This window comes from Andreprevotia lacus DSM 23236, from assembly GCF_900176275.1.
Lineage (GTDB): Bacteria > Pseudomonadota > Gammaproteobacteria > Burkholderiales > Chitinibacteraceae > Andreprevotia > Andreprevotia lacus.
Map to the genome: position 1 here is coordinate 18,237 of NZ_FWXD01000033.1, position 20,701 is coordinate 38,937.

The window sequence follows — 20,701 nt, forward strand, 5'->3', positions numbered from 1 at the left end:
TACAGCTGATCGGGGCCAATGTCGAGCGTCAGCGAGGCTCGCTCGCGGCTGCGAGGGCGGGGGCGCGGGTTGAATAGAGAGAGCCGCTGTTTCGCTTGCCGCAGCGGATTCGAGCCGGGCTTGGCCCGGCACTTGATGCCATATCAGCGATCAGCAAGGGCACAACAAGCAGCAAGTTCGCCCCGCCGCGTGTCATTGTGCCGAGCAGCAAAGCCGCGCAGCCCTTACAATAGCGGTATTGAAGATCGCCCAAATCGCCTGCCGGCGATTTTTTGCGTTTAAGGAATTGTGAAGACATGCTGCGTATCACCGAACTGCGCCTGCCGCTCGACCACACGCCCGAGGAGCTGACCGCTGCCACTCTGCAGCGCCTGTCCATCCCGGCCAGCCGCCTGCTGAGCACGCTGGTGTTCAAGCGCAGCTACGATGCGCGCAAGGGCAAGCCGATGATGTTCATCTACACCCTCGATCTCGAGGTGAAGGATGAAGCGGCATTGCTGCGCAAGTTCGCCGACGACCGCAATATCGGCGTCACCCCCGATACCGGCTACCACTTTGTCGGCCAGGCGCCGGCGCAGCTGGCGCACCGCCCCGTCATCGTCGGCTTTGGCCCCTGTGGCCTGTTTGCCGCGCTGGTGCTGGCGCAAATGGGCTTCAAGCCCATCGTGCTGGAGCGCGGCAAGGAAGTGCGCGAGCGCACCAAGGATACCTGGGGCCTGTGGCGCAAGAACGTACTCAACCCGGAATCCAACGTACAGTTTGGCGAGGGCGGCGCCGGCACCTTCTCGGACGGCAAGCTGTACAGCCAGATCAAGGACCCGCGGCATCTGGGCCGCAAGGTGCTCACCGAGTTCGTCAAGGCAGGCGCGCCGGAAGAAATCATGTACGTGAGCAAGCCGCACATCGGCACCTTCCGGCTGGTGAGCATGATCGAGCGCATGCGTGCGGAGATCGAAGCGCTGGGCGGTGAAATCCGCTTCAGCCAGCGCGTGACCGACCTGCTGCTGGAAGACACTGCCGACGGCAAAAAGCAGGTGCGCGGCGTACGGCTGGCCGATGGTGGCGAGCTGCGCAGCGATCACGTGGTGCTGGCGCTGGGCCATAGCGCGCGCGATACCTTTGAAATGCTGCACGAGCGCGGCGTATTCGTCGAAGCCAAACCGTTCTCGGTCGGTTTCCGTATCGAGCACCCGCAATCTTTGATCGACCAGGCGCGGCTGGGCAAGTACGCCGGCCACCCGCTCTTGGGTGCGGCCGACTACAAGCTGGTGCACCACGCGGCTAATGGCCGGTCGGTGTACAGCTTCTGCATGTGCCCGGGCGGTACGGTGGTGGCGGCTACGTCCGAGCCGAATCGTGTGGTCACCAACGGCATGAGCCAGTATTCGCGCAACGAGCGCAACGCCAATGCCGGCATCGTGGTCGGCATCACCCCTGCCGACTATCCGGGCGGCCCGCTGGCCGGCATCGCGCTGCAGCGCGAGCTGGAATCGCGCGCCTTCGAGCTGGGTGGCGGCAACTATGAAGCTCCGGCACAGCTGGTGGGGGACTTCATTGCCGGCCGTGCGTCCACCCAGCTGGGCGCAGTCGAACCGTCGTACAAGCCGGGCGTGAAAATGGGCTCGCTCGACCCCAGCCTGCCGGATTACGCAATCGCCGCCATTCGCGAAGCACTGCCCGCTTTCGACAAGCAAATTCGTGGCTTTGCCATGCACGATGCCGTGCTGACCGGTGTGGAAACGCGCACCAGCTCGCCGCTGCGCATCACCCGCGACGACACCACCCTGCAAAGCCTGAACGTGGTCGGCCTGTATCCGGCCGGCGAGGGCGCAGGCTACGCCGGCGGCATCCTGTCGGCCGGGGTGGATGGCATCAAGGTGGCCGAGGCGGTAGCGCTTTCGGTTGTTGGTAAGTAACAAGAAATTAAATTGACAAGAATTCCTGGTGTGATTTAATCCGGCCCTTTCATGGTTTGCCGTGCCCGCGTGTTTGGGTGTGGCCAACCGCTTATGCCGGGGCTGTGCGCTGCCGGTCTTGCCGGTATTGAATCAGATGAAGCTGCCTCGCGCGCGCCCAGACCTTTTGTTGCTTTTGCTGGCCACGTTGAACGTGCTGGCCTTCATGGGCATATTTTTGCTCGCGCCGCTCAATGGCGAAGACTATGGTTTGACCCGGCCATTTGGCGATGCCCCGATTGCAGATCGCCTGCCGTGGATTGCCGAGCGCATCCATACCCAGTTCACCACCTGGAATGCGCGGCTGGGCGAGCAACTGGCCATTTTCTGGCTGAGCATGCCCTTGCCGCTATTCTTGCTGGCTGCCGCAGCCACCTTTCTGGCGCTCAATGCGCTGGTGGCCACGCTGGTCTCGGGCCGGCAGGATGCATGGCGCAAAGGCGCACTGGCGCTGTGTCTGATCTTTCCGTTCTGGCCGGGCATGGAGGTGTTCTTCTGGCGCACCGTGGTGGCCGGCTATCTGATGCCGCTGATTCCCACGCTGCTGTGCCTGTATTGCTATGCCGGGCCCGAAACACTGCAGCGCGCAACCGGTGTGCGCTGGCGGCTGGCGCTGTTGATGGTGATTGCGCTGCTGGCCGGCGTGTCGTTCGAGAATACGCCGCTGGCGGTGCTGGCATTCATGCTTGCTGCAGCATGGCGTCATCGCCACGCGGTGTCGCTGCGCCTGGCGGCACTGCCGATTGCCAGCATGGCAGCGGGCTGGGCCTTGTTGCTGAGTGCGCCGTCCACGGCATTGCGGCGGCAGTACTACCACCAGCTGTTCGGCATTCATGGGTATACGCCGGCCTATATCGGCAAGCGCCTGTTCAGTGTGGAGCACACCTTTTTCAGCTCATCGAGCCTGTTGTTCTTCTCGGCGCTGATCGCCTACTGGTGGCTGCGGCGATGCGGCCTGGCCAGTGCGCGCCTGCACTGGTTGCTGCTGCCGGCATTGATCGCCGTTGGCACGGTGGTGATGGCGCCGTATACCGAACCACGTGCCTTTTTGCTGGCGTGGGCCATCATGCTGGCCGTGCTGGTCGAGGCCATATACCGGCTGTGGCAGGTAAAGCCGCAATGGCGTTCAGGCATGGCGGTGCTGCTGGCTGTCGCGCTGACGGTGCCTGCGTATGCCGCCACGCTCTACAGCGATTTTGCCGGCCGCATCCGCGCGCGCGATGCGGCGATCTGGCATCAGATCGGCCAGGCGGCATGCAATATTGGCCTGCCGTCGCAGCAGATCGTTGCCCGCTACCCCTACAAATTCCTGAACAACCGCGATGACTGGTTTCAGGCCAATCCGGGCTATGTCCAGCAGTTCTTTGGCTGCCGCGTGCTGATGCAGCCCAAATGAAAAAAGCCCCGGCAGATGCGGGGGCTTTTTCATGCAACCGGCCAAAGAACGCTTATTCAGCGATCAGCACCAGGCTGTTCAGGTCTTCAACGGTCTTTTCGCCCTTGGGCCAGCAGACCTTGGCGCGGTTGCCGGTGATCTTCAGTACGCGGCCGTCGTACTTTTCAGCAGCGGCCAGACCTGCCACGCGATTCACGCGGGCGTTCACTTCGATGTTCTCCGGGGTGCCGAAGAAACGTTCAATAGCAGTGGCGATGATGGTAATCATGGCTTGCTCTCCTTGGGTTGTGTAGTATTGCTACGTAATATACCGTAGTTTTATTACGCAAACAAGTCTGTTATTTTCGTAATTTTTATACAAACGGCCCGACTGTGCCCAAAGTCACAGTTGCCGGCCCGTGTTCCGGTAAGATCAGCGCTTGCGTGCATGGCACGCGTTGCAGACCCTTCAAGCGCATGACAGCCCCCCGTTCCACTCTTTCATCATCACCGCGCGCAGCCGTTATCGGCGGTGGCCCGGCCGGGCTGATGGCCGCAGAAATGCTGGCTGCGCGCGGCATTGCCGTCGATGTGTACGATGCCATGCCCTCGGTGGGGCGCAAGTTCCTGCTGGCCGGCATCGGTGGCATGAACATCACGCATTCCGAGCCGGCCGAACCTTTTCTGGATCGCTATGGCGCAGGCCGCGTTTCGTTGCAAAACTACATTTCTGCTTTCGATGCCGATGCGTTGCAGGCGTGGATACACGCGCTGGGCATAGAAACCTTCGTCGGCAGCTCGGGCCGCGTATTTCCCAAGGACATGAAAGCAGCGCCGCTGCTGCGCGCCTGGCTGGCGCGGCTGAAAGCGCAGGGCGTCGCCGTGCACCCGCGCCACCGCTGGCTGGGCTGGGGCAGCGATGGCGCGCTGCGCTTTGCCACGCCGGATGGCGAAATCAGCGTACGTGCCGACACCACCGTGCTGGCGCTGGGCGGCGCCAGCTGGGCGCGGCTGGGGTCGGACGGCGCATGGGCGCCGCTGCTGGCGCAGCATGGCGTGGAGATCGCGCCGCTGCAGCCGGCCAATTGCGGCTTTGAGGCCGACTGGAGCGCGCACCTGCAAACGAAGTTCGCCGGCAGCCCGCTCAAATCGGTGGCGCTCACCCTGACCGATGTGCACGGCAATACCGAGCGGCGCATTGGCGAGTTCGTGGTCAGCCAGCATGGCGTCGAGGGCAGCCTGATCTATGCGTTTTCCGCGCGCATCCGCGAGCTGATTGCCGCGCAGGGCGAGGCCACCATCCATGTCGACCTTAGCCCGCAGCGCGATGCCGAGCGCGTGCTGCGCGAAGTGAGCCAGCCACGCGGCAGCCGTTCTCTGTCCAGCCATTTGCAGAGCAAGGTCGGCATCGACGGCGTGAAGGCCGCGCTGCTGCGCGAATGCGTCAGCAAGGACGACTTCAACGATATGACCAAGCTGGCGGCAGCCATCAAGGCACTGCCGATTACGCTGCGCCGCCCGCGCCCCATCGACGAGGCGATCAGCACCGCTGGTGGCGTGGCCTTTGCGGCGCTGGATGGCGCGCTGATGCTCAAGGCGCTGCCCGGCGTGTTCTGTGCCGGTGAAATGCTTGATTGGGAAGCACCCACCGGCGGCTATCTGCTGACCGCCTGTTTTGCCACCGGCCGTGCTGCCGGGCTGGGTGCGGCCAACTGGTTGCAGCAGCCATGAGCCGCATCGTGCTCAACGAGAACGAGGTGGAGTTCAGCGCCATCCGCGCGCAGGGTGCGGGCGGGCAGAACGTCAACAAGGTGTCGAGTGCGGTGCACCTGCGCTTCGATATCCGCGCCTCGTCGCTGCTGGATATCTACAAGCAGCGCCTGCTGGCGCTGAGCGACAGCCGCATCACCAAGGACGGCGTGATCGTCATCAAGGCGCAGCAGCACCGCACGCAGGAAAAAAACCGCGAGGACGGCATGGCCCGCCTGCTGGCCCTGCTGGAAAGCGTGACGCACGAACCGGTGGTCCGCCGCGCCACCAAGCCCACGCGCGCCTCGCAGCGCCGCCGCATGGATGGCAAGAGCCATCGCGGCGAGATCAAGTCGCTGCGCGGCAAGGTTTCTGACTAGGAACAGCATGAACAAACTGGCCATCATCACCGGCGGCTCGCACGGGCTGGGCGCTGCGCTGGTAGACCAATACACCCAGGCCGGCTGGCAAGTGGCCGAACTATCGCGCAGCGGCAGCGGCCCGGCGCATGTCGATCTCGATCTGGCCGACCTGGCCCAAGCGCTGGGCACGGTGCGGCCGCTGTTTGCCCGGCTGGCCAGCCAGCCGTGGGCCGAGGTGGCGCTGATCAGCAACGCCGGCATGCTCACCCCCCTGCTACCCGTGGCGCGGTTGGATGCGGCGGCAATCACGCACAACCTGAATGTGAACCTGCTGGGCGCGGTGCAGCTGATCGCCGCTTTCGTGCAGGCGTTTGATCGGGTGAGCGCGCGCAAAACCGTGGCGCAGATTTCGTCCGGCGCGGCGCGCAAGGGCTATGGCAGCTGGAGCCTGTATTGCGCCGCCAAGGCCGGCATGGACAACTTCATCCGCGCGCTGGCGGTCGAGCAGGCTGCCGCCGCTGCGCCGTTCATCTGCATCAGCATCGACCCGGACGTGATGGACACGCGCATGCAGGGCGAAATCCGCGCCACGCCGGATGATGACTTCCCCGATGTGGCGCGCTTCATCGCCCGCAAGCAGGCTGGCCAGCTGCGCAGCGCGGCCGAGGTCGCCAATTATGTCGCCGATGTGATCAGTCGCGCCGAAAACGGCCGCAGCTACGATATCGAGGCGGCCGACTGATGCGCCGTCTACTGCCCGCGCTGCTGCTGGGCGCTGCCATCACGGCACAGGCCGATGATGCGGCCGAGCTGCAACCGGTGGTCGTCAGCGCCACGCGGGTGGAAACCCCGGCCAGCGATGTGCCTGCGGCAGTCAGCCAGCTCGGTCGGGACGACATCCAGGCCGCGCAGCCCACCATCAACCTGAGTGAAGCATTGCAGCGCCTGCCCGGCGTAGTGGCGCAGAACCGGCAGAACTACGCGCAGGATGTGCAGCTGTCGGTGCGCGGCTTTGGCGCGCGTTCGACCTTTGGCGTGCGCGGCGTGCGCATCGTGGTTGATGGCATACCGGCCACCATGCCGGACGGGCAGGCGCAGACCTCGCACATCGATCTGGCATCGGCCGAGCATATCGAGCTGCTGCGCGGGCCGTTCTCGGTGCTGTATGGCAATGCGGCCGGCGGCACGCTGTTGGTAAACAGCGAATCGGGCCAGCCGGGCAATGCCGTCACCGCCAGTGTGGCAGCCGGCAGCGATGGCGCACGCAAGAACGGCATCAAGGCATCCGGCCTTCAAGGCGGTATCAACTACTTACTGGATGCCAACCGCTTCAGCACCGATGGTTACCGTGACCACAGCGCCGCCACGCGCGATCTGCTCAATGGCAAGCTGGTGTTCGGTGTGGGCGAGCAGGGTGTGGCCACCCTGGTGGTAAACAGCGTGCGTGCCGATGCCGACGACCCGCTGGGCCTGAGCCGCGCGCAATACGAGGCCAATCCGCAGCAGGCTGACGCCAGCGCGCTGCGCTACAACACGCGCAAAGCGCTGGATCAACAGCAGTTTGGCGCTAGCCTCGATCAGCCGCTGGGCGACGCCGATACGCTGCACGCCAGTCTGTATGCCGGCCAGCGCGCCACCACACAGTTCCAGGCCATTACGCCGGGCGCGCAGACGCCGGCCGGCAGCGCAGGTGGTGTCATCGACCTGCAGCGGCGCTATCAGGGTGTGGATGCCAACTGGCTGCACCAAGGCGAGGGCTGGCATGTGGTGGCCGGCGTGAACGTCGAGGCACTGGACGAAGCGCGCAAGGGTTACGAGAACTTTGTCGGCAGCACCCTGGGCGTGCAGGGCCGTTTGCGCCGCGACGAGAGCAACCGCGTGTGGAATGCCGACCAATACCTGCAGCTGCAATGGCAGCCGGCCGAGCGCTGGCGGCTGGATGCCGGCGTGCGCAACAGCAGCGTGCACGTGCGCTCCACCGATCACTACATCGCGCCGGGCAATGGCGACGACAGCGGCAGCGTGACCTACAAGCACCTGGGCGGCGCGCTGGGCATCAATTACCGCGCTGCCGAAGCACTCAATCTATACGCCGCCTACGGCCAGGGCTTCGAGACGCCTACGCTGAACGAATTGTCTTACCGCGCCACCAGCGGCGGCGGGCTGAACTGGGCGCTGCAACCGGCCGAGAGCGATCACTACGAAGTCGGCGCCAAATGGCAGCCCGCTGCCGGTACTCGCGTCGAGCTGGCGCTGTTCCATGTCGATACCCGCAACGAGCTGGTGGTGCTGGCCAATGCAGGCGGCCGCGCCGTCTACCAGAACGCCGCGCGCACCCGCCGCGACGGCATCGAGCTGAGCGCTCACCATGACTGGACGGCCACGCTGTCGAGCACGCTGGCCTACAGCTGGTTGCGTGCCGAATACGCGCAAGCGTTTGCCAGCTGCAGCGGCACGCCGTGCACGGCCACCACGGTGCCGGCCGGCAAGCGGCTACCCGGCATCCCCGGTGCCAGCCTGTTTGCCGATCTGGCCTGGCAACCGGCCGATGGCGCGCTGCTGGCGCTGGAAACCGTCTACAGCGGCAGCATGATGGTGAACGACGCCAACAGCGACGCGCGCGCCAGCTACTGGCTGATCAACCTGCGCGCCGGCCTGCAGCAAAAGCTGGGCGCATGGCGCTTTAAAGAGTTTGTGCGGCTGGATAACCTGCTGGAGCAGCAATACGCCGGCTCGGTCATCGTGAACGAGAGCAACGGCCGCTATTTCGAGCCCGCACCGGGGCGCAGCGTGTTTGCCGGAGTGAGCGCCACGCTGGACTGGTAGCCCGCGCCGCGATACCCATGTCATATTGCGCAGGCTATGCTGGCAGCAAACCCCAACGGAGCCTGCACCGTGCCCCCCATCCTGCGTACCGCTGTTGCCATCGCCTTCATGCTGGCGTCTGCCATTGCCGCCAGCGCCCCAGCCCAGCTCGATCAGGCCCAGACGGCGCTGTTTGTGCAGGCCTTCACCCGTTGCGACCCCTCGCTGCTGCTGCAGATCAAACCCGCGCTGGAAAGCGCCGGCTATGTATTCGAAGCACCGCAACGCCTTGCCAAGCCCATAGAAAAATTCCGCCCGGCCATGGTGCTGAAGGCCGATGTACAAGACCAGTTCATGCTCGACGACAACGACGCGGCCAATGTGCCGCCGGTAGTGGGCAAGGACGGCACCTTGCTCAGCTATACCGCCCTGAAGTACCAGCCCATCATGCTGGCCAACGGCATCACCGTGGCTGGCCTGCGCGTGGCCGCCTACAACGATACCGGCAAGCTGTTCTTCATCGCATTCTTCAACAAGCGTGCCGATGCCAAGCAGTTCAATACGCTGGCCAGGCTGCACAGTGAGCTGGGCAGCGTGCGGGATAAGACCTCGCTGGTGTGCTCGCGCGCCAGATAGGTGGAACCCGCCGTTGCCGGTTGGGCTGGCGGGATTTCAAAGCAAATGCCACACGTGACAGCGGACTGGGGTAGCATCACGCCCGCGCCATGCTTTCGGCATATTTTCTCACCCATTCTTCTCTCTTTCAGGTACCCCATGCGTTCAGCCCTTGCCGTCATCGCCCTGCTGCTTGCCTCTTCAGCCTTTGCGCTCGACCCCACACCCAGCATCAAGGCCACCCCGGTGTTGAAAACCACCACCAGCTGGAACGGCGCCCCGCTGGTACTGCCGCAAGGCCCGGCCGAAGTCAGCGGCCTGGTAATCGAAATTGCCCCGGGCGCGGAAACCGGCTGGCACAAGCACCCGATTCCGTCGTTTGCCTACCTGCTGGAAGGCGAGCTGGAAGTGGCGCTGAAAGATGGCAAGACCAAGCGCATCAAGGCTGGCGAAGCACTGGCCGAAGTCGTCGACACCTGGCACAACGGCCACACGGTGGGCGACAAGCCGGTGAAGCTGGTGGTGTTCTATGTGGGCAACGTCGGCTCGGCGCTGACGATCAAGGCGGATGCGGATCATCAGCATTGATGCATGCGCTGTGACCACGTGAGAGAGCCGCTGATGCGGCTCTTTTATTTGCGAAGCCTGGCGATCGCCATCGACTGCAATGCGGGCATTGGTAGCCTATTCTTCTTGCGGCGTGGCAAGCATGACCAGTTTTCCCAAGCCGGCTGCTTGGGCGATTTTTGCCATCAGGTCCGGCCCTGAACCCTGACCGACCACTTCGATTTCCTTGTGCTGTTCATCAACGACCACCGCGCGAACTGTTTGTGTGAATGAGTTGGAAACCGCCATCCAGCTAGTCGCCCAACCCATTTGATTACAAGCCTGGCAGCAGCTGAAGTAACTGCCGTGTTGCACAAAGCAGGCAAATTTCGTTGCGCCGCACGCCCGACAAGCAATATCCATCGCCAAGGTGATCTCCAGATACTCGGTATCGTCCAAGTCATCAGCCCTCAGGGCGACGATCTTGCGCTGCCAGGTAGTTCGCCAGGCTCACAATGATATTGTCACCCATGGTGCATGTCGCGAGCAGATAGTCGCCACTCCAGTGGTCAAAACCTGCTGCGATGCTGATTTCCTGTTTGATGAAGGACGGAAAAACGCCTTCATCCACACCGATGACATTGCGCCCGGACTCGACGAAGCCTTCGCGCAGCAGCCAATCGCGTGCCTCGCGCCATTTGCCCGTATTGCGCCCCTCGAAGGTCAGGAAGTTGTGACCGTTGGCTGTGGTTGTCAGCAGTGATTTTTCCGTCATGGGTCAGATCAATTTTGTGGCAGTGTCCGAGTCGGCCTGTTCCAATTGTGCCCGGAATGGGTACAGCGCTTCCGCATGCAGGGCGATCAGGGCCGCTTTTGCCTGCTCGCGTATGCCTTGCCACGCAGCATGCTTGAAAATGGAGTGGTCAAAACAGCTTGCTGCATCCGCTGGCAGATTGGTCAGACCGTCATCGATTTCGCCCAGGCATTCCTCGATGTTCTGATCTAGTAGCTCGGCGCAGTATTTGTAGAAATCTTGGTAGTTGCCGGTGAATGTGCTGGATATTTCACAGTGCGGACAATCCGGCAAAGTGGTTGATTGTGCCTCTGCGGATGAAGCCAATTCTTCCAGTGCATCACAAAGAAAAAAGTATGCACGAATAGACGGCAACTCATCCGTGCAAAACCATTCCCAGAGCTTTGTGGTTACATCCATGCCGGTAGGTCCTGTTGCGGAAAAGATAGCTATTCTGCGGTGTGTTCCGAGGCACGGGAGCTACTAAGTTGCTGCCGCCAGCTGCTTAAAAAGCGAGCAGGTAGCGGCAATTGTGAAACAGGCTGACGTTAGCTCACCGCCCGCGCGCCTTCCCGCCCGTTTTCTTCCCCTTGCCCTGCCCCGGCAGCACCAGTTTGCGTTGCGCGCCGCGAGCCTGCGTGGCTGGCTTCACCACGCGTGATGCGGGCGGTACGCGCTTTTCGCCGTTGGCGAGATCCTTGGCGCTGGGCATGGGCACCAGGTGGTTGGGGCCGTTGCCGATCAGGTCTTGGCGGCCCATGGCGATCAGCCCTTCGCGCAGCACCGGCCAGTTTTTCGGGTCGTGGTAGCGCAAAAAGGCCTTGTGCAAGGTGCGCTGCTTGGCGTCCTTGATGATCTGCACTTTCTCCGAGCTGCGCGCCAGTTTCTTCAGCGGGTTGCGGCCGGTGTGCCACATGGTGGTGGCCAGCGCCATCGGCGTGGGGGTGAAGGCCTGCACCTGGTCGGGCTTGAAGTTGTTCTTCTTCAGCCACAGCGCCAGGTTGAGCATGTCTTCATCGCGCGTGCCGGGGTGGGCGGCGATGAAGTAGGGCACCAGGTATTGCTCCTTGCCGGCCTGCTTGGAGTAATGATCGAACAGGTCCTTGAAGCGCTCGAAGGTGCCGATGCCCGGCTTCATCATCTTGGACAGCGGGCCGTCTTCGGTGTGTTCGGGGGCGATCTTCAGCAGGCCGCTGACGTGGTGCGTCACCAGCTCCTTGATGTACTCGGGCGATTCCACCGCGATGTCGTAGCGCAGGCCGGAACCGATGGTGATTTTCTTCACGCCCGGAATGGCGCGCGCCTTGCGGTAGAGCTGGATCAGGTGCGAGTGATCGGTATTCAGGTTCTCGCAAATGCCGGGGTACACGCACGACAGGCGGCGGCAGCTTTGCTCGATCTTCTCGTCCTTGCACGCCAGGCGATACATATTGGCAGTGGGGCCGCCCAGATCGCTGATATGGCCCTTGAAGCCCGGCGTCTTGTCGCGGATTTCGACGATCTCGTTGAGGATGGATTCCTCCGAGCGGCTCTGGATGATGCGGCCCTCGTGCTCGGTGATCGAGCAGAAGGTACAGCCGCCAAAACAGCCGCGCATGATGTTGATCGAGAACTTGATCATGTCCCACGCCGGGATGCGCGCACCGCCGTAGCTGGGGTGTGGCGCGCGGGCGTAGGGCAGGCCATACACATAATCCATTTCCGGCGTGGTGAGCGGGATGGGCGGCGCATTCAGCCATACATCGCGCTCGCCGTGCGCCTGCACCATGGCGCGGGCGTTGCCGGGGTTGGATTCCAGGTGCAGCGTGCGGCTGGCATGTGCGTACAGCACCGGATCATGCGCGACGGCCTCATAGGCCGGAATGCGCACCACGGTCTTTTGCCGCTCGGCCTGCTTGGCGGCAATGCGCTCGGCCTTGCTGACGATGCGGATGGGCTTGGGTGCATCCGGCGCACTGTCGGTGGTGCCACAGGCTTGCGCAGCCTGCTTTTCCTCTTTCATTTCGTACGGATCGGGGTGCGGGTCGACGCGGCCGGGGGTATCGACGGTGCTGGAATCGAGCACCGACCAGTCGCGCGCCGGCAGCCAGCCGTGCGGGGTCATGAAGGCGGTGCCGCGCACATCGCGGATGTCGCGCAGCTTTTCACCGGCGTTGGCGCGGTGGGCCACCTCGACCAGCGCGCGCTCGGCGTTGCCGTACAGCAGGATGTCCGCCTTGGCATAGACAATGGCCGACTGGCGTACCTTGTCGCTCCAGTAGTCGTACTGGGCAATGCGGCGCAGGCTGGCCTCGATGCTGCCGATCATGATCTGCACGCCCGGATACGCCTCGCGGCAGCGCTGCGAATACACGGTAACGGCACGATCCGGCCGGCGGCCGCCGATGGCGTCGGCGGTGTAGGCGTCGTCCGAGCGCGGTTTGCGATCAGCCGTATAGCGGTTGATCATCGAATCCATGTTGCCGGCGGTAATGCCGAAAAACAGCCGGGGCTTGCCCAGCGTCTTGAAATCGTCCGCGCTATCCCATTCCGGCTGGGAAATGATGCCCACGCGAAAGCCCTGCGCCTCCAGCAGCCGCCCCACCAGCGCCATGCCGAAGCTGGGGTGGTCCATGTAGGCGTCGCCCGTCACCAGAATGATGTCGCACTCATCCCAGCCGAGCGCATCCATCTCTTGCCGGCTCATGGGCAGAAAGGGCGCAGCCGGGCGCAAGGTCGGCTTCGGGTAGTCAAACAGCGGAGTGAGAGCGGAATTCATGGCGACTGCAAACAAGACTAATCAAGCATTGTCGCAGATTTGCGTGAAAAATCAAAAAATCCCTTGTTTTTCATCGGGATAGGGCGGGTTTGGGGCATGGCTTCCCTCGTCCCCGCCGGTAACGTTCAGTGCACCGCGTAAACCTGCCCGGTTTGCGCGCCTTCCGCGCTCTTGCTGTAGGCCAATGCCACGCGCGCGGCGGGTACGGCATCGAAACCGCGGAAGTAGGCGCCGTAGGCCGGCAGCGATTCCACCAGCACATTGGGGCTGACCGCATTGATGCGCAGCCCGCGTGGCAGCTCGATGGCGGCGGCGCGCACAAAGCCGTCGATGGCGGCATTGGCCATGCTGGCGCCGCTGCCGTAACGGATCGGGTCATGCGTGAGGATGCCGCTGGTGAGGGTGAAACTGCCGCCGTCGTTCAGCACGTGCTGGCCGGCCAGCACCAGGTTGACCTGCCCCATCAGCTTGTCGTTGAGACCGACGGCGTATTGCTCGGGCGTGAATTCGCCCAGCGGGCCGAAATGCACGTTGCCGGCGGTGGCAATCACCGCATCCACCGCGCCCACGCTGCGGAACAGCTGCTGCACGCTGGCGTAGTCCTTCAGGTCCACCCGCACATCGCCGCTGTTGCGGCCGGCGCTGATGATGTCGTGGCGTGCGCCCAGCTCGGCAACCACGGCCTGCCCGATGGTGCCGCCGGCACCGATGATGACGATTTTCATGCTCTTGCTGCTCCGTTCATGACGCCGGCGGGGCCGGCTGGGGTGGAAAAGGTCATGGTTCGACGGGCTGGCCGTGCCCGGGTTCCGCACGGGCCGGCGTGCTAGCGGGATTGGGCCAGCGGCTGGATGTGCCGGTGTGCGATATGGCATTCCAGCTCGGCCGCCGTGCGGCCCACCAGCAAGCGCAGCAGCGCCTCCAGCCGCTCTACGTGGCCCAGCGTGCGGTCATCGGCCACGGCCAGCAGGCCGAGCGTGGCGCCACCTTCATCCTGCAGCGGCAGCCCGCAGTAACCTGAATAAATACCCTGCGCGGCAGGAAAAGCCTGCGATACATCGCACGGCAGCGATACCGGGTTGCCGCCCAGCACCGCATTGCACGGCGTGGTGGCCAGATCGTAGCTGAAGGGCTGGCGGGTGTTGTTGCCGTCGGCAAACGCCAGGCTGTAGCCCTTGGCGGCGTGGCCGCTGTCACGCAGGGTGACGAAGGCATAATGTGCGCCGCTGACGCGCGTCAGGCACAGCACCAGCGCGGCAAAGAAGCGCGCGCCGCGAAATTTTGCCGTGGCTTCGCCCAGCACGGCATAGTTCAGTCTTACCCATTCTGCTTCGGTCATTGCCGGCCCTGATGTTGATGCGAAGCTTCAGCATAGGACGGGCCGGCGCATTCGACCGGGGATCAATAGTGCGGCGGAATCTCGTCCTCGGGCTTGCTTTGCCCGGCCGGCCCTGGGCCTTCCATATTGCGTACGTGGTTGGCCAGCGCGCGCAGATCAAGCTGCAGGCGGTCGATTTGCTGCTGCTGCGCGGCGACGATGTTGTTGAGGGTGTCGAGCAGGTCATCCTGCAGCGCCAGCTTGATTTCGAGTTCGGTGATGCGTGCTTCCATGGCAGGCTCGCTGGTTACGATGGGCGATGATAACAGTGTGCGGCATGGCGGCAGACCGTGCAGCGGCCTGCATGCGCGGCAGATTGCGCCGCTTGGGTTACACGCGTACGCTGATTTACCCCGGTGCGTGGCCATGGGCAGCGGGATTATTCCAGTGGGCGGCCCATCTTGCCCTCGTTAGACTGATCGGCATCATCCGGGAACCAGGGGGCCGCCGTGCAAGTCACCATCTATCACAACCCGCGTTGCGGCAAATCGCGCGATACGCTGGCGCTGCTGGAAGCGCGCGGCATACGCCCCGACGTGGTCGAATACCTGAAAACGCCGCCCGACGCGGTGCGTCTGGCGCAACTGCTTGATCTGCTGGGGCTGACCCCGCGTGAGCTGATGCGCCGCAAAGAGGCCGAATATGCGCTGCTCGGCCTCGATGACCCCGCGCTGACGCGCGACGAACTGATTGCCGCCATGGTGGCGACGCCACGGCTGATCGAACGCCCCATCGTGGTGGTGGACGACCAGCGCGCCGTACTTGGCAGACCACCGGAAGCGATTCTGTCCCTGTTTGTCTGAACCAGGAGATGCGTCATGACCCACAAACCCTACCAGCCTATCGACAGCGATCTGTACGACTATCTGGAGCTGGCGTGCACCAACCACTACAAGCTGCATGTGGAGCGCGTGGGCGCGCCCGAGGTGGATGGCCACGCCAAGACGCTGTTTGATCGTGACCAGACCGAATACCTGCAGCTGGAAACGCATGAGGGGTTGGTGGATGTGCGGCTGGACGATCTGAATGCGATCACGCCGCGCGATCGTGGGGCATTGTTCGGGCGTATCGTGTATCGATGAGTTGCTCGGCGCGGCGCTGATCTGCCCGTCATGGATCAGGCCGACGACCGATGCGGGATAGCCGCAGCGGCGCGTTTGCAGCCGGCAAGGCACACTGCTGCTTTTAAGTTGCAGGTTTTGCCATGTTTGCCAGCCGCCGTGCCACCGGCATCGCCTTGATCCTGCTGTCTGCCTTTGCTTTCGGGCTGATGCCGATTTTCGGCAGCTGGGCCTATCGCAGCGGCGCGGATACGCAGGGCATCTTGCTGCTGCGCTTTGGCGTAGCTGCGCTGGTGATGCTGGCCATCATGCTGTGGCGGCGTGGCAGCTGGCCGCGCGGCAGCACCTTGCTCGGCCTGGCCGGCATGGGGCTGGCGTATGCGGCACAGGCCTACTGCTATTTCTCGGCGCTGCATTATGCATCGGCCGCACTGGCGGCCTTGCTGCTCTATCTCTACCCGGTGGTGGTCACCCTGATCGCCGCCGTGTTCCTGCGCGAGCGGCTGCGCAAGCGCGCGTTGTTTGCGCTGGCGCTTGCCTGTGGCGGGCTGGTGCTGACCATAGGCAACGGCCTGGCTGGCCGCCTGCCTGGCATCTTGTTCGGCCTGTCCACGGCCTTCATCTACTCGGGCTACATCCTGGTCGGCAGCCGGCTCACCCCGCGTGCGGGCGCTTTGCCGGCCGCCAGCGTGGTGATGGTATCGGCCGCGCTGGCGCTATCGAGCTCGACCTTGTTTGCCACGCCGCACTGGCCGCAAGGCATGAACGGCTGGCTGGCCATGGCCGGCATTGCGCTGGTCTCCACCGTGATTGCCATTTTCGCTTTTCTGGCCGGGCTGGATCGTTTGCGCGCAGCCGAGGCATCGACCATTTCCACGCTCGAACCTGCCGTCAGCGTGGTGCTGGCCGCCAGCCTGCTGGGCGAGCCGATGGGCGCACAGCAATGGCTGGGTGGCGCGGCCATTCTGGCCGCAGCGCTGCTGATCGCGCTGACCCCGCCGCAGCCGGTGCCGGAGTAGGCATCCCGGCTGGGGCATGTGCGCCGCGCATGGCGGGCATCCCGATAGACGGGCATGACTGCCAAGCCTGCAGCCCATGCTGAGGGCATTCGATGCAGGACCACTGCCATGATCACCTCGCCGCTGTTCATCAACTACGTATTGCCGGTTTGCATTTCGGTCGGGCTGGGCGGTTTTCTGTCGCTGCTGGTACTGTCGAGGCTGCTCTATGATCATGTGCAACGTCACCATGCCAATCTGATGGATGCCACGCGCAGCCAGTCGTTCTGGCTGGATCAGGATCAGTCCATGGCCTTTATCGCCGATATCTGGACCATGACGCGCGACGGCAGCTTTCACCGCGTGCAGTCGCCGTTCTGGCGCGTATTGTTCGGCGTGAATGCTGTTATTGGTGGTCTGATGGTGCTGGCCATGCTGGTGGTCTGCATCGGCTTCGTGTCGTGAGCGGCCATGCGTGCGGAACATGGCTGGTATTGCCAGAGCTGTTCCCGTCTTGCTGCAGAAGCAGTTTATGCTGATCGCACAACCATGGAGCTGCCGTGATCAAATCACCGATCTTTGTCGATATCGTGTTGCCGACCTGCATCGCAGTCGGTTTTGTCGGGTTTTTTCTGGTGCTGATCCTGTCACGCCTGCTGTATGACTATGTGCGCAACAACTACGGCAACCTGATTGAAAGCACGCAAAGCCAGACGATGTGGGTGGATCAGGACATGGCAGGGGCCTTTATCGGCGACGTCTGGGCGCTGACGCGCCGGCGCGGCTTTCTGGTGATCGAGTCGGCCTTCTGGCGCGGGCTGTTCTGGGTGAATGCGGTGGTTGGCGGCGCGACCATCGTGGCGGTCACGGTGATTTGCGCAGCGTTTCTGTTCTTTTGAGATCGTCTGGCAGATGGGCCGGCATCGTGCCGGATGAGCGCGCATGAAAAACCCGGCTTGTGCCGGGTTTGAACCATCCAAGGACAAGTGCCGCGCTTACTCGCCGCGTAGCACGCGTGCCGCGTCAATGGCGAAGTAGGTCAGTACCGCATCGGCCCCGGCGCGCTTGAAGGCGATCAGGCTTTCCATCATTACCGCCTCGCCATTGAGCCAGCCGTTCTGTGCGGCGGCCTTGAGCATCGCGTATTCGCCCGACACCTGATACACCATGGTGGGTACGCCGAAGGTGTCCTTCACGCGGCGTACCACGTCCAGATAGGGCATGCCGGGTTTCACCATCACCATGTCGGCGCCTTCCTGCAGATCGAGCGCTACTTCGTGCAGCGCTTCGTCGCCGTTGGCCGGGTCCATTTGATAGGTGTATTTGTTGCCCTTGCCCAGATTGCCGCTGGAACCGAGTGCATCGCGGAAGGGGCCATAGAAGGCGCTGGCATACTTGGCCGAGTAGGCCATGATGCGCGTGTGCAGGTGGCCATCGGCATCCAGCGCAGTGCGGATGGCGCCCACGCGGCCGTCCATCATGTCGCTGGGGGCCACGATATCGGCGCCGGCGGCAGCATGACAGAGCGACTGCTTGACCAGTGCGGCCACGGTCACGTCGTTCAGCACATAACCTTCGTCACGCCCCTCGGTGCCGAGGATGCCGTCCTGGCCGTGCACGGTGTACGGGTCCAGCGCCACGTCGGTGATTACGCCCAGCTCGGGGAAGGCGCTCTTCAGCGCCTTGACGGTGCGCGGCACCAAACCATCCGGGTTCCATGCTTCGGCCGCATCCAGTGACTTGAGCGCCGGATCGATGACCGGGAACAGCGCCAGCGCCGGGACGCCCAGCCGCACCGCTTCGGCCGCCGTCTGCAGCAGCAGATCGATGCTCTGGCGCTTTACGCCCGGCATCGACGCTACTTCTTCCTCGCGCCCGCTGCCGTCCAGCACGAACACCGGCAGGATCAGGTCGGCCGGCGTCAGCGTATTTTCGCGCATCAGGTTGCGGCTGAACGCGTCGCGGCGCATGCGGCGCGGGCGGAAGGACGAATGGGTGCGGTTGAAGCTCATGAACCTTTCCTTGGCATGGGACGGGATGCAGCGATTTTACGCCTGTCGGGCCGTGCGCCGGGGGCAGGGGAGCGGTGATTTTCCCCTTGCCCTGTGTGTTGCCTGGAAAATTGCTTCGTACCGGTGTCGAGCGATAGCGAGGCTCCCTCGCGGCGGCGAGGGCGGGGGGCGTGGAATCAAGCGGGGGTGGCCACCGCTTCATCCTCAAAAACCGGCAAGCACCCGGCTTTGCCGGGCGCTTGATGCCACTTCGTACACAGATGACGGCCGAGGCTCACCACAAGGCCACAATCGCAAGCTGGCGCGCATAGTCCCGCACATCGGCCGGCCAGTTGGCCGTCGCGGCATCGAATGCCTTGCCATCGCCGGCAAACAGCGCGCGGGTAGCGTCTTCAAAGCCGGCCAGATTGCCGCCCATGGCCGACATGAAGCGGTAGGTGGCCTCCTGCGACAGCCGCTTGCGGTCGGCATCCTCGCCTGCCTTGCGCGCGGCCTCCACCAGCTTGCGCAACACCACCGACGCACCGCCGGGCTGGCTGGCCAGCCAGTCCCAATGGCGCGGCAGCAGGGTGATTTCGCGCGCCACCACGCCCAGCTTGGGGCGGCCACGGCCGCGCGGGGCATCGCCGGCTTCGTCCTCTGCCGTCGTTTCGACGGGTTCGGATGCAGTTTGTGCATAGCGCGCCGCCACGTCGGCCACGGTGCCACGCAGGTCGAATTCAACCGGCTGGCTGCTGCTGTCGTCAAACACGAGGATGCTGGCATTTTCGCCCGCATCCAGCGCTTGTTTGACTGCGGCGGCGACGATGACTTGTGTGCCGCTGGCAATGCGGCGGGTGCCGGCAAAGGCGGTGCAGTTGATTGGGGTAAACATGGGGTCGTGCTCCATCGGTAAGTTGATGGCGCTAAATTTACCCGGATAAATATTGAATGTAAATACCCGGGTAAAAATAAACAAGGGCCACAGCCTGCGGCTGGGTGCGGGTGCTGGTCGCCACTGACCGCTTGGCCCGGCACACGCTGGCCGCATCGAAGGCCCCACGCTGGCGATGACCGCTTCCGATTGATAAGCTGCCCAAGGCAGGAGGGCGGCAAGTCGCAATTCGGCCAACAGCGGAAGTAGTACTGCTCTTGCTCATGCCGGAAGGCATTTCCGTAGTCCTTCGGATCACAGACATGAGTAGCCCGGTTAATGCGTGATCTTTGCTTGAGACTACTTGATAGTCAGGTTTCCCATGACCCAGCCATTACCTTTTCCAACTCTTGAAACTGAACGGCTGCTTCTTCGCGAAATTCGTGATAGTGATGCATCCGCATTGTTCGCCATCTATGGCGACACAGCGCTTATGCGTTGGTTTGGCATGGACCCTCTCGTTGACCTCGCCGCAGCTCAGAATCTTGTAAAGGTCTTCGCCAGTTGGCGCTTGCTGCCTAATCCTGGCACACGCTGGGCCATCCAGATCAAAGGCGAAACCGCCTTGGTCGGCACCTGTGGCCTTTTCAGCTGGAATCGTGAATCCCGAAAATGTGTAGTGGGCTATGATTTGGCCGCACCGGTCCACGGGCGTGGCTACATGCGAGAAGCGCTGTCTGCGGTTATCAGTTGGGGCTTCATGAACATGGAGCTCAATAGAATCGAAGCGCAAATTCACCCCGAAAATACTCAATCCCTCAAGCTTGCTCGTGCAATCGGATTTGCCGAAGAAGGCCGCCTTCGCGAAACTGGCTATTGGGGTGGCCAGTACCATGACCTATTGCAGTTTTCACTTCTCCAAAGAGAATGGACCTTCCGCCACGCGGAAACCTAACACTTCGCTCAACTGGACCAGCTAAGACACGGCCGCTTTACCCTGCGGCGGTCCACCTGCAGGCTGTCAGCGTCGGCACGGTAGGCAGCGACAACCAGCGCCCGCCGGCGGTGGCAAGAAGCCGCACAACGCAGCTGGTTGTATTCGGCAAGAAAAAAACCCGGCACTGCCGTAATGCCAGTCAGTTAAGCGCTAGCTGTGAAGAGTCAAGACGTTGTTTCCTGCGAGTGGGAGACGGGACGCTGGCGTCTTGCAAGCAATCCCATGATGTTGCCGATGCCAGTTGTAGAAATGCGTCCATACGGGCAGGGCCGCCCGGCGTTGCGTCGAGTTCGAATAGGCACACCCATACGCCCATTCGCGCAGGGCTGATTGGATAAAGCGCTCCGCCTTGCCATTGGTCTGCGGCCGGTAGGCCCGCGTGAAGCGCTGGCGGATACCCAACGCTGCGCAGGCATCCCCGAAGGCGTGCGAGTGGAACGCCGG

The 20,701-nt window shown here is 63.2% G+C and carries 25 protein-coding genes; 14 read left to right on the forward strand and 11 right to left on the reverse strand.

Annotated features, from left to right (window positions below):
• Positions 1-296: 296 nt before the first annotated feature.
• Together B9A19_RS18785 and B9A19_RS18790 are read left to right on the forward strand one after the other, a co-directional pair.
• Entirely contained in the window at positions 297-1,916 is a 1,620-nt protein-coding gene (locus tag B9A19_RS18785) for an NAD(P)/FAD-dependent oxidoreductase (protein ID WP_084092697.1), read from the forward strand.
• 136 nt (positions 1,917-2,052) lie between these two features.
• Positions 2,053-3,351: a DUF6056 family protein gene (locus B9A19_RS18790; RefSeq protein ID WP_084092698.1), complete on the forward strand. Its 1,299-nt coding sequence runs from the start codon at positions 2,053-2,055 to the stop codon at positions 3,349-3,351.
• A gap of 52 nt (positions 3,352-3,403) precedes the next feature.
• Here B9A19_RS18790 and B9A19_RS18795 read toward each other — a convergent pair whose 3' ends face one another.
• A complete protein-coding gene (locus B9A19_RS18795; RefSeq protein WP_084092699.1) occupies positions 3,404-3,619 on the reverse strand; it encodes a hypothetical protein in 216 nt (71 codons plus the stop codon).
• Positions 3,620-3,807: 188 nt separating this feature from the next.
• Here B9A19_RS18795 and B9A19_RS18800 point away from each other — a divergent pair, with 188 nt between their 5' ends.
• The 6 genes from B9A19_RS18800 to B9A19_RS18825 all read left to right on the forward strand — a co-directional run bounded on the left by B9A19_RS18800 (position 3,808) and on the right by B9A19_RS18825 (position 9,449).
• The gene (locus B9A19_RS18800; protein WP_084092700.1) at positions 3,808-5,061 is read left to right on the forward strand and encodes a TIGR03862 family flavoprotein; all 1,254 of its coding nucleotides are present in this window, start codon (positions 3,808-3,810) and stop codon (positions 5,059-5,061) included.
• Positions 5,058-5,459, forward strand: coding sequence for an alternative ribosome rescue aminoacyl-tRNA hydrolase ArfB (gene arfB, locus B9A19_RS18805; RefSeq protein WP_084092720.1), 402 nt, complete (start codon positions 5,058-5,060; stop codon positions 5,457-5,459). Before B9A19_RS18800 ends, arfB begins: the two co-directional genes overlap by 4 nt.
• Before the next feature lie 7 nt (positions 5,460-5,466).
• Positions 5,467-6,183 (forward strand): SDR family NAD(P)-dependent oxidoreductase, encoded by a 717-nt coding sequence (locus tag B9A19_RS18810; RefSeq protein WP_176217017.1) that lies wholly within the window; start codon positions 5,467-5,469, stop codon positions 6,181-6,183.
• On the forward strand, positions 6,183-8,267 hold the full coding sequence (locus tag B9A19_RS18815) for a TonB-dependent receptor family protein (protein WP_084092702.1): 2,085 nt from the start codon (positions 6,183-6,185) through the stop codon (positions 8,265-8,267). Before B9A19_RS18810 ends, B9A19_RS18815 begins: the two co-directional genes overlap by 1 nt.
• A 69-nt stretch (positions 8,268-8,336) precedes the next feature.
• Entirely contained in the window at positions 8,337-8,882 is a 546-nt protein-coding gene (locus B9A19_RS18820; protein ID WP_139798979.1) for a hypothetical protein, read from the forward strand.
• A gap of 138 nt (positions 8,883-9,020) precedes the next feature.
• The gene (locus tag B9A19_RS18825; protein ID WP_084092704.1) at positions 9,021-9,449 is read left to right on the forward strand and encodes a cupin domain-containing protein; all 429 of its coding nucleotides are present in this window, start codon (positions 9,021-9,023) and stop codon (positions 9,447-9,449) included.
• 96 nt (positions 9,450-9,545) lie between these two features.
• On the opposite strand, the gene B9A19_RS18830 is transcribed toward B9A19_RS18825, so the two are convergent.
• The 7 genes from B9A19_RS18830 to B9A19_RS18860 all read right to left on the reverse strand — a co-directional run bounded on the left by B9A19_RS18830 (position 9,546) and on the right by B9A19_RS18860 (position 14,569).
• Positions 9,546-9,866 carry a hypothetical protein gene (locus B9A19_RS18830; protein ID WP_084092705.1) on the reverse strand — a complete coding sequence of 107 codons (321 nt, stop codon included), beginning with the start codon at positions 9,864-9,866 and terminating at the stop codon, positions 9,546-9,548.
• A gap of 4 nt (positions 9,867-9,870) precedes the next feature.
• Complete coding sequence (locus B9A19_RS18835; RefSeq protein WP_084092706.1) at positions 9,871-10,182, reverse strand: hypothetical protein; 312 nt, start codon at positions 10,180-10,182, stop codon at positions 9,871-9,873.
• Between the two features lie 3 nt (positions 10,183-10,185).
• On the reverse strand, positions 10,186-10,620 hold the full coding sequence (locus B9A19_RS18840) for a hypothetical protein (RefSeq protein ID WP_139798980.1): 435 nt from the start codon (positions 10,618-10,620) through the stop codon (positions 10,186-10,188).
• Between the two features lie 133 nt (positions 10,621-10,753).
• Positions 10,754-12,958: a YgiQ family radical SAM protein gene (locus tag B9A19_RS18845; protein WP_084092708.1), complete on the reverse strand. Its 2,205-nt coding sequence runs from the start codon at positions 12,956-12,958 to the stop codon at positions 10,754-10,756.
• Positions 12,959-13,083: 125 nt separating this feature from the next.
• Positions 13,084-13,683: a short chain dehydrogenase gene (locus tag B9A19_RS18850; RefSeq protein WP_084092709.1), complete on the reverse strand. Its 600-nt coding sequence runs from the start codon at positions 13,681-13,683 to the stop codon at positions 13,084-13,086.
• Positions 13,684-13,784: 101 nt separating this feature from the next.
• A complete protein-coding gene (locus B9A19_RS18855) occupies positions 13,785-14,297 on the reverse strand; it encodes a hypothetical protein (protein WP_084092710.1) in 513 nt (170 codons plus the stop codon).
• Positions 14,298-14,359: 62 nt separating this feature from the next.
• Positions 14,360-14,569, reverse strand: a complete 210-nt coding sequence (locus tag B9A19_RS18860) for a SlyX family protein (RefSeq protein ID WP_084092711.1) — start codon at positions 14,567-14,569, stop codon at positions 14,360-14,362.
• A gap of 216 nt (positions 14,570-14,785) precedes the next feature.
• Between B9A19_RS18860 and arsC the strand changes: the two genes are divergently transcribed.
• The 5 genes from arsC (at position 14,786) to B9A19_RS18885 (ending at position 17,294) form a co-directional block, all read left to right on the forward strand.
• The gene (arsC, locus tag B9A19_RS18865; protein WP_084092712.1) at positions 14,786-15,139 is read left to right on the forward strand and encodes an arsenate reductase (glutaredoxin); all 354 of its coding nucleotides are present in this window, start codon (positions 14,786-14,788) and stop codon (positions 15,137-15,139) included.
• Between the two features lie 15 nt (positions 15,140-15,154).
• On the forward strand, positions 15,155-15,418 hold the full coding sequence (locus tag B9A19_RS18870; protein ID WP_084092713.1) for a Rho-binding antiterminator: 264 nt from the start codon (positions 15,155-15,157) through the stop codon (positions 15,416-15,418).
• 122 nt (positions 15,419-15,540) lie between these two features.
• Complete coding sequence (locus tag B9A19_RS18875; protein ID WP_084092714.1) at positions 15,541-16,416, forward strand: DMT family transporter; 876 nt, start codon at positions 15,541-15,543, stop codon at positions 16,414-16,416.
• Positions 16,417-16,524: 108 nt separating this feature from the next.
• On the forward strand, positions 16,525-16,860 hold the full coding sequence (locus B9A19_RS18880; protein WP_084092715.1) for a hypothetical protein: 336 nt from the start codon (positions 16,525-16,527) through the stop codon (positions 16,858-16,860).
• A gap of 95 nt (positions 16,861-16,955) precedes the next feature.
• Entirely contained in the window at positions 16,956-17,294 is a 339-nt protein-coding gene (locus B9A19_RS18885) for a hypothetical protein (protein ID WP_084092716.1), read from the forward strand.
• A gap of 96 nt (positions 17,295-17,390) precedes the next feature.
• Here B9A19_RS18885 and hemB read toward each other — a convergent pair whose 3' ends face one another.
• Positions 17,391-18,407, reverse strand: a complete 1,017-nt coding sequence (hemB, locus tag B9A19_RS18890) for a porphobilinogen synthase (RefSeq protein ID WP_084092717.1) — start codon at positions 18,405-18,407, stop codon at positions 17,391-17,393.
• A gap of 274 nt (positions 18,408-18,681) precedes the next feature.
• Positions 18,682-19,281, reverse strand: a complete 600-nt coding sequence (locus tag B9A19_RS18895; RefSeq protein WP_084092721.1) for a DUF2239 family protein — start codon at positions 19,279-19,281, stop codon at positions 18,682-18,684.
• A 361-nt stretch (positions 19,282-19,642) separates the two neighbouring features.
• On the opposite strand from B9A19_RS18895, the gene B9A19_RS18900 reads away from it, so the two are divergent.
• Positions 19,643-20,215, forward strand: coding sequence for a GNAT family N-acetyltransferase (locus B9A19_RS18900; protein WP_084092718.1), 573 nt, complete (start codon positions 19,643-19,645; stop codon positions 20,213-20,215).
• A gap of 192 nt (positions 20,216-20,407) precedes the next feature.
• On the opposite strand, the gene B9A19_RS18905 is transcribed toward B9A19_RS18900, so the two are convergent.
• On the reverse strand, positions 20,408-20,701 hold a 294-nt coding region (locus B9A19_RS18905), incomplete at its 5' end, for an integrase core domain-containing protein (RefSeq protein ID WP_139798981.1).